Below are 8,414 nucleotides of genomic sequence, written 5' to 3' on the forward strand. Positions count from 1 at the left end.
CACGTTTTCGGGGGATTGACACGGAGCAGCATCGAGGGCATAGCGCGGCGGGCCGGTACGAGCAAGCAGACGATCTACCGGTGGTGGCCGTCGAGGGCGGCAGTGCTCTCGGAGGCGTTCGAGGAGGTTCTCGGCGATCAACTTGTATTTCCAGACACGGGGGATCTTGTTGCCAATCTCCGGACGCAGATGACGTCGCCGGCCAGGTCTTCCCGCCGACTCAGAGGCATGGAGGCATGATCGCCGCCGCGCCGTCCAGCCAGGAGGCCGCCGAGGGATTCCTGCACTCGCCCGTCCGCCACGCCTGCGCGGTCCGGAGACTCGGACCGCGGCAGCGCAACGGGCCGACCAGCTCGATGAGCGGCTCGACCCGGTGCTGCTGATCGACCTGTTGTACGCGCCTCGCTACCACCGGCTGCTGATCACCCAGGGCCCGATGACTGTCGAGTACGTCGACGACATGCTGCCCGCCGGGCCCTGTCGCGCACATCACCGCGAGGTCAGCGTGAGGCTCCAGGCGAGCAGCCCGAACGCGGCGGTGGAGGTGACCACCCGGACGAGGTTCCAGCCGATCCACCGGGCCTCGTCGAACCGCTCACGTACGGCCGCCACGTCGATGCGCGCGGGGTCGCCGGCATTCTTGATCGCGTCGTTGAGCGGCACGTTCACGGCGAGCGTGATGACCACCGCGACCGCGTAGAGGATCAGCGCGGCCACGATCCAGGGAAAGGCCCGCTGCCCGATGTGGGTGAACGCGGCTATGGCGGTGAAGATCAGGGCGCCGAGGAAGCAGAGGCCGATGAACCACACGTTCATGATCGCGCGGTCGGTCGCCTGGAACGCTGCCACGAACGTCCGATCGTCGGTCCGCCCGAGACCGGGCATGATCGTATGCGCGTACAGGGCGAACGCCCCTGCCGCCAGGCCCATCGCCAGCGTGGCGGCCATCAGGGCGGTGACGCGAAGAGTTTCCATGATCGTTCTCCTCAGGAGTTCCAGATACCGGCGGACGCCGTCTCGCGGGCGTAGTCGTCGAAGCCGCGGGGCTCCCGCCCCAGGGCGCGCTGGACGCCGTCCCCGACGTGGGCGTTGCGGCCGTCGAGCACGGTGGTCAGTACGTACATGATCAGTTCGGCCAGCCCGGCGGGAACCTGCTCGGCCGCCAGCGCCGCCGCGTACTCCTCCTCTGAGACCCGCGTGAAGGCGAGGTCGCGACCGCTCTCGCGCCCGATCGCCGCCACCGCCTGCTCGAACGTCAGCAGCCGCGGCCCGGTCAGCTCGTAGATCTCCCCGGCGTGGCGATCGGAGGTGAGCGCGGCGGACGCCACGTCGGCGATGTCCTCGACGTCGACGAACGGCTCGCCCACCGGCCCCACCGGGAGCGCCACGCGGCCGGAGCGTACGGCGTCGAGCAGGAAGCTCTCGCTGAAGTTCTGGTTGAACCAGGCACAGCGGACCACCGTCCACTCCGCCCCCGAAGCCGCGACCGCCTTCTCGGCCAGCCGAGCCTCCTCCTCGCCGCGGCCCGAGAGCAGGACCAGGCGGCGTACGCCGTTCGAGACGGCCAGGTCGGAGAAGGCGGCCACCGCGTCGGCGGAGCCGGGGAGCGCCAGGTCCGGGTAGTAGGAGACGTACGCGGCGGAGACGCCCTCAAGCGCGCGCGCCCAGGTGTTCCGGTTCGCCCAGTCGAAGGGGACGCCGCCCCACCGGGTGCCGATCCGCACCGGTACGTCACCTCTGGTGAGCCGCTCGACGATCCTGCGTCCCGTCTTGCCGGTACCGCCGGTGACCAGGGTCAATGTCGTGTTTCGCATGTCTTTACGATCTCGGCCGCGAGACCCCGCAACAACGAGCAAATCAGCAACGATCGTTAACATGGATATTCATGGAACGCCGTGACCTCGAGATCTTCCTGACCCTCGCCGAGGAGCTGCACTTCGGCCGTACCGCCGAGCGCCTGCACGTCTCGACCGCCATGGTCAGCCAGACGATCAAGAGCATCGAGCGGCGCATCGGCGTACCGCTGTTCGAGCGGACCAGCCGACGGGTCGCGCTCACCCCCGTCGGGCGCCGCCTGCAGGAGGACATACGGCCGGCGTTCCTGCAGATCGAGGAGGGCATCGCCCGGGCCGTGGCGGCGGGCAGGGGTGTCACCGGGACGCTGCGCGTGGGCTTCGTCGGCACGGCGATCGGCCAGTTCGTCATGGGGGTCGCCGACCGGTTCTCTGCGCGCCACCCCGAATGCGAGGTGCGGATCATCGAGATCCGGTACGCCGACGGCACGTCACAAGTGCACGCCGACGAGATCGACCTTCTGCTGGCCGGCGCGCCGTCTCTGGAGGACGACCTCGCCGAGAGCCCCGTGCTGTTCCGCGAGCCGCCGGTGCTGGCCGTCTCCGCGCGCCACCCCTTCGCCAGGCGCGAGTCCGTGGCGGTGGCGGACCTCACCCGCGACCAGGTGCTCGTGCCGCGCTCGCTCAGCCAAGAGGTGGACGAACTCGTCGTACCACCGCTCGAAGGCCTGCGCCGCGGGCCGTCGTTCAGCACGATCCAGGAGATGCTCGCACTGATCGGAGCGGGCAAGGGCGTCTTCCCCGTGCCCGCGCACGCCGTCCACTACGACTCGCGGCCGGACGTCACCTATGTGCCCATCCACGACGGGCAACCGTTCGCGTGGCGGCTCATCTGGCGCGCCACGGCGGAGTCAGCCCGCATCCGCGCCTTCGTCCAGGCGGCCGAGGACGCCGTCAAGGACGACCCCAGCCCGCTGATCCCCTGACCACGGCGCGGGCGGCCTCCAACAGCAGCGGCTCGCGGCCCGTACGGCAGACGAGCTGCAACCCGACCATGGGACGGCCGTCCCCAAGCAGGCGTGCATCGCCGCGTGCTGCTGGAGCAGCCCGGGGTAGCGTGAGGTGTTCGGAGATGTCCAGGGCGTTGTGGAAGACGACCAGGTTGGCGCGGGCCGAAACCACCTCCGAGAGGAGGCTGGTACTGCGTGCCGTACACCTGGGGACGCCCCTCGCCCACGCGTACGCGATCGACCAGATACGCGAGATCCTGCGTGGTCGCCTGCCCTTTGGAGACGGCATCCCGCAGCAGCGGCAGGCACCGGCGCTGAAACTCCCGATCGCGGTCAGCGTGCTGGGCCATTCACTAGTCAAGTCCTCTGTCGGAACCGGCGTTGTCGGATTCCAGAACGAGGTGCCGCGAGCCCATCCCACGCTATCGGCGCTGAAGGCATGGCGCACCCGCGGCATGTCCCGGTCCCGCCAGCCACTGCGACGGGGGAAACGGGGGACGAGATCGGCACTGGGGGATGTCGCGGCGTGGCGATCCGGTGCCGCGATCTGCCGGGCGCCGCACGGTGTGGGACGCGATGTACCAGATAACGTGCCGGAGCCGTGCAGCGTCCAGGAGAGGGGTTGTCCTGGTCGCTGCTTTGCGATAATCGCTCATGTACGTGCTAAGAGGCCATTATCACGTACATGCTACGTCTGTGTTTTCAGTGTGGGGTGACGTCGTCGAGACCTCGTCGAAGCGAACGGCCGGTGGGAACCGGCTCAGTCCGCGAGCCCGGACCCGCCCAGGCCGCGCTCCAGCAGTTCGAAGGCACGCTCGGCCGCAGCGGTCGCGGTGGTGCCGACGCCTGCCAGCCGCTTGAGCGTCGGGGTGCCACCCGCGCCGGGAGCATCGAACTGGCCGTACCCCGGCTACGACAGGGCTCCTCCGACAGGGCATTTGCCCAGGTCGGCGGCGTGGCGCCGTCAGGGGCGCGGTCCGCCGAGCTGGTCGTATGTCCCTCCAGCGGAGCCGCACGTCATCTCAAGGTGCCGAGTTGGGGTCGCGGCGGGTGATGTGCAGGTGTGTGGCGGCGTTGGTGCTGACCTGCTCGATGCACTCGTAGCCGTCGAGGGTGCCGTCCAGGTTGTCGAAGAGGCGCTCCCCGCTGCCGATGAAGATCGGTGCGATGACGAGGTAGAGGTCGTCGATCAGCCCGTCCCGCAGGAACTGGCGGATGGTGGCCGCCCCTCCGGCCAGCAGGACGTCGTTGCCGTCGGCGGCGTCCAAGGCCCGCTTCAGCACCGCTTCGGGGCCCTCGTCGACGAAGTGGAAGGTGTTGCCGCCCTCCAGGCTGAAGGTGGGCCGGGGGTAGTGCGTCATCACGAAGACGTCGTTGTGGTAGGGCGGGTTGGGTCCCCACCAGCCCGTCCACGAGTAGTCCGGCCACTGGCCGCGCACCGGGCCGAACATGTTGCGGCCCATGATGGTGGCGCCGATACCGCGCTCGGCCAGCAGGATGCGTTCGTTGTCCAGGTCTTCCGTGCCGCCGTCGAGGCCTTGCGCGGCCCGGACGGTGCGGGTGCCGAACATCCAGTCGTGCATTCCGTCCACGCCGTCGCCGAAGGGGGCGTCCAGGCGCTGGTTCGGGCCGGCCGCGTAGCCGTCCAGCGAGAGCGTGAAGTTGTGTACGCGCAGCTTGGGCATGGTGGGTCCACTCCTTGAGTTTCCTGCGGATACTAGTGTGTCCGGCAGACACAATGGTATAAGCTAGACACAACTTTGTAGAGAACGCAAGCGAAAGCAGGACCGGACATGCCGAGCCCCTCCGCGTCGGATGCCTCGCGGCTGCTGTGGTCACAGACCCGCGATCAGGACAGACGACCCCCGCTGTCGCTGGACAAGATCGCGCGGACCGCGACCGACATCGCCGACGCCGAGGGCCTGGACGCGGTCTCCATGCAACGTATCGCCGCCGACCTCGGCTTCACCAAGATGTCGCTGTACCGCCACGTCAGCAACAAGGCGGAGCTGGTCGCGATCATGATAGACCTGGCCGTGGGCCAGCCCCCGGTCCTCTCGGCGATCTCCGGCGGCTGGCGCCCGCGCATCGAGCACCTCCTGCGGCACCTGACCCAGACCTGGTCCCGCCATCCCTGGCTGCCCTCGACCACCACGGGCGAGCGGCCGATGGGACCCAACGAGGTTGCCTGGACCGACCGGGCGGTCGAAGCACTGTCCGGCACCGGCCTGGGCGGGGACGAGCGCCTGGCGGCCGCCTTTGTCCTGTTCGGCCACATCCGCAACACCCAGTCCATGGCCACGGCGGGCACGCAACCCTGGGCCTCCGGCGGACACTTCGACCCGGCCCTGACCGAACTTCTGCGCGGCAGGCGCGACGACTTTCCCGCACTGGCCGAGGCCATCTCCGGCGGCGCGGACGCCCTGGCCGACAACGGCAGGCGCTTCGGCCTGGATCGCATCCTCGACGGCCTGGCCGCCCTGATCGCGCAACGGACATGATCGGCGAGTCATGGTTGGACAAGTCGTTGGCGATCAGCTGGAGTACGTCTCGCTCACGTACGAACCGCGTGGAGTGGGAAAGGCCGTGCAGCTCGTAGCTATCAATCGCTGAGCGGATCCGCGCTCGGCTTCCTGCCCATTGCGTGATCAGTTACAAACGATGTGTGCGGCATCTCTACTGGGACCTCGGAGAACCGGGGCCGGCGCCTGCTTCGAGGTGGACTGGCGCGACTCGACCGCCCGGGTCTGCCTCATGGACAGCGAGGAATACCAGGCATACCTCGATGAGGAGGAGTACCAGTACCACGGCGGCTTCTTCGACTACAGCCCCATCATCCTGCGGGTGCCCTACGACCACTATTGGTACCTGGTCGTCGACAGCTACGACCGGGTCAAGGGAGTCTCCGTCGACCAGATCTTCGACTGACCGCGTCATCCCGCCGGCTGTGGTCGGCGTTACGGTGAAGGTGTGGCTGGCCAACGCCGGTGCGGGTTCTGCGGAAAGCCGCTGCGGTCTACGCCCGCGCGGATGCGATCTACTGCGCCCCGGCCTGCAGGGCCGCCGCGGCCCGCTGGCACCGCCGCTTCCTCGACTTCGTGGACGCACACGCCGCCATCCGCCGCGGTAAGAAGGCCGACGTTGCACGCCGGTGCCCACAGTGCGGGCGGTGGTTCGCCCCTGGCTTCGGCCACCGCCGTGATTAGGGGGCGCGGCCTCCTCCAGAACCCTTGCGCCCACCCCTCGCCTCACCGTCGACGGTATGGCGGCTGGGGACATGTTCGGTTGCGACATGAGGTCGCACGCTTTGAGTGATCACGAGGAAGGAGGCCCGCTGATGTCGGGACCGTGATCCAGGTCAGTGTCTGAGACCTGTCCCTGCTCTGGCGTGCGCTGCGGGTAACTGCGGGGTGCGGAGCCCAGAGGGAAGCCCAAGGGTGCCCGTTCCGTCCGGGGACCACAGGCGAGGGGAAGGCTGGAGGGGCGAACGACCGTGAATCCTTGCTGATGCCTCGTCATGTCCACATCACGGGACGGGATGCTGACCGTGGTGAATAGGGGCCGTGTCGTTGGAAAGCGGCGAACGGCTGTCGGGGACCGAACCCGGCTGTGCGGACACCGTTGCCCCCGGGGTACAGAGGACGCCCGATCCCAGCCGCGTCTCATGCGTGCGAAACATGGAAACCCTGTCGTGGTCCGCTCCCAGGTGATCGGGAGCGGTAAGCCGACCGCGAGGAGAGCTGAACTCCCCGGCGGGAACAGGATGCCCAAGAAGCCAAGGCCGGCGGCCGAAAGGCGGCAGGAAACCGGGACGGCAAGGCCGCTTCCTCCAGCAGTGGTCTCGGATAACTGGCCGGATACCGGGCCTGGTGCCCGGGCCCGAAAGGGCGCTGACGTGGGCAGGTGAGCCTTTGACGACGAAGCACCGGTTCCGCTGGAACCTAGGGACAAGTTGGACACCTGTGGGTGCCAAGAACTCGGCCACCCTATGCGACCTGCGCGTATTCGTGGATCAGCCCGCCGAGGCGGTCACGTCGAACGACCTTGATATCGTCCTCGGCCGGGTCGGGAAGGGCTCGTAGCGGAGCGGCCTGGCCCAGGGAGCGATGCGGGCGATGCTCATTGAAGTGGGTCTCGTAGGTGGCCAGCACGCGTCGTAAGTGGCGGGCGTTGACGATGAGGATCCGATCGAGGAGTTCTCGGCGCAGGCCGCCGATCCAGCGTTCGGTGAACGCGTTGGCCCGCGGAGCTCGAGGTGGCGTCTTGAGGATGCGGATGCCTGCGGCCGTGAAGACTTCGTCGAACATCGTGGTGAACTTCGTATCCCGATCGCAGATGAGGAACCTGAACCCCTCCACCCTGTCCCCCAACTCGATCATCAGGTTTCTGGCCTGCTGTGTAACCCACGGCCCGGTCGGTTGCTCGGTGACGCCGAGGATGTGCACCCGGCGGGTGTTGAGCTCCATGACGACCAGGCAATACAGGCGCTTGAACAGCACGGTGTCACAGTGGAAGAAGTCGCATGCCAGGATCGCCGTGGCTTGAGCGCGCAGGAACTCACTGCAGGACGGTCCCGCGCGCCGTGGCGCCGGGTCGAGGCCGGCCTGCTTCAAGATCAGCCACACCGTGGAGGCTCCCACCCGGTAGCCCAGAGCCGCAAGTTCCCCGGCGATCCGCCGGTAGCCCCACAGCGGATTCTCCCGGGCCAGACGAAGTGCCAAGGTCCGGATGGAGGCACGGGTGGGCGGCCGACCCTGGCTGCGGCGCTTGAAGGTCCAGCGCCGCCGTACGAGATCGGCGTGCCAGCGCAGCAGTGTGCCCGGCGTCACAAACAACCGTCGACGACCGGCTGGAGACAGCAGCCGCGCCAGCGCGGAAATGATCGCCCGATCCGCCCACGACGGCCGGGGCCTTGCCACCTGACGACGCAACACCGCGAGCTGATGACGCAAGACCAGACTCTCCGCATCTTTCGACCTCTGCGAACACCCCAGCAGCACCACCCAACCCGCGAGATGGACGAAGATCAGATAGAGCAGCCGCAACGCCATGGACAGCGATCATGCCTGCAAGAACGGGAACGCCAAACCCCAGGCCAGCCCTGACAGCCGAGTTTCGGGCACCCACAGGCATTCCAACTTCATCGAGCGCACCTTCGGCGAGACCCGACGCCGGGTCAAGGTCATCGGCCGCTTCCCCGGCGAGACCCTCTGCGTCAGCTTGGTGTGGGCCGTCCTGGACCGTGCTGCCCGCGGTTGGCGCGGCTTCACCAGCACCAGCAAGGGCCTGCGCGTCCTGCAGGACCTCCGCCGAGCCCTGCTCCACCCGCCCGCACAGCTCCGCCCGACCGACCGACGACCCGGCCTTGGCACCCGCTACCGAGGCCGCCTAAGATCCACCCACGGCACCTACCTCGTCGAGCCTTTTACACCGCTCCAAGGACGCGACCGCACAAAGAGGATCCTACGCCAGTCGCACAGCCGTGCCGGTTCGATCAGTTGCGCCACCGCTTCCTGCTGCCCTGACAGTCACTTACCGCCACCACCGATTACGGGCCAGAGCCGTTGTTCTTACACTCCCTGAGCGATCAAGGTCGGGGGTTGGCCGATGA

8 protein-coding genes and 2 pseudogenes are annotated in these 8,414 nt (G+C 68.0%); 5 read left to right on the forward strand and 5 right to left on the reverse strand.

The window, feature by feature from the left end:
- Positions 1-15: 15 nt before the first annotated feature.
- Together ABZS69_RS62730 and ABZS69_RS62735 are read left to right on the forward strand one after the other, a co-directional pair.
- Positions 16-240 (forward strand): TetR family transcriptional regulator, encoded by a 225-nt coding sequence (locus ABZS69_RS62730; RefSeq protein ID WP_355393216.1) that lies wholly within the window; start codon positions 16-18, stop codon positions 238-240.
- A gap of 64 nt (positions 241-304) precedes the next feature.
- Positions 305-403, forward strand: a pseudogene (locus ABZS69_RS62735) (hypothetical protein); the annotation flags it as partial.
- Positions 404-489: 86 nt separating this feature from the next.
- Here ABZS69_RS62735 and ABZS69_RS62740 read toward each other — a convergent pair.
- Together ABZS69_RS62740 and ABZS69_RS62745 are read right to left on the reverse strand one after the other, a co-directional pair.
- Positions 490-975, reverse strand: a complete 486-nt coding sequence (locus tag ABZS69_RS62740) for a DUF1772 domain-containing protein (protein WP_355393219.1) — start codon at positions 973-975, stop codon at positions 490-492.
- Between the two features lie 11 nt (positions 976-986).
- Entirely contained in the window at positions 987-1,814 is an 828-nt protein-coding gene (locus tag ABZS69_RS62745) for an NmrA family transcriptional regulator (RefSeq protein WP_355393222.1), read from the reverse strand.
- 71 nt (positions 1,815-1,885) lie between these two features.
- Between ABZS69_RS62745 and ABZS69_RS62750 the strand changes: the two genes are divergently transcribed.
- A complete protein-coding gene (locus ABZS69_RS62750) occupies positions 1,886-2,779 on the forward strand; it encodes a LysR family transcriptional regulator (protein ID WP_355393225.1) in 894 nt (297 codons plus the stop codon).
- 224 nt (positions 2,780-3,003) lie between these two features.
- Here ABZS69_RS62750 and ABZS69_RS62755 read toward each other — a convergent pair.
- Positions 3,004-3,153, reverse strand: a pseudogene (locus ABZS69_RS62755) (hypothetical protein); the annotation flags it as partial.
- Between the two features lie 672 nt (positions 3,154-3,825).
- Positions 3,826-4,488 carry a dihydrofolate reductase family protein gene (locus tag ABZS69_RS62760; RefSeq protein ID WP_355393228.1) on the reverse strand — a complete coding sequence of 221 codons (663 nt, stop codon included), beginning with the start codon at positions 4,486-4,488 and terminating at the stop codon, positions 3,826-3,828.
- Positions 4,489-4,596: 108 nt separating this feature from the next.
- On the opposite strand from ABZS69_RS62760, the gene ABZS69_RS62765 reads away from it, so the two are divergent.
- Complete coding sequence (locus tag ABZS69_RS62765; RefSeq protein ID WP_355393231.1) at positions 4,597-5,304, forward strand: TetR/AcrR family transcriptional regulator; 708 nt, start codon at positions 4,597-4,599, stop codon at positions 5,302-5,304.
- Positions 5,305-5,464: 160 nt separating this feature from the next.
- The gene (locus tag ABZS69_RS62770) at positions 5,465-5,731 is read left to right on the forward strand and encodes a DUF1883 domain-containing protein (protein ID WP_355393234.1); all 267 of its coding nucleotides are present in this window, start codon (positions 5,465-5,467) and stop codon (positions 5,729-5,731) included.
- A 1,058-nt stretch (positions 5,732-6,789) separates the two neighbouring features.
- Here the strand turns inward: ABZS69_RS62770 and ABZS69_RS62775 are convergent.
- On the reverse strand, positions 6,790-7,854 hold the full coding sequence (locus ABZS69_RS62775; protein ID WP_355393237.1) for an integrase core domain-containing protein: 1,065 nt from the start codon (positions 7,852-7,854) through the stop codon (positions 6,790-6,792).
- Positions 7,855-8,414 lie beyond the last annotated feature (560 nt).

It is taken from the genome of Nonomuraea sp. NPDC005650, assembly GCF_040605375.1.
Lineage (GTDB): Bacteria > Actinomycetota > Actinomycetes > Streptosporangiales > Streptosporangiaceae > Nonomuraea.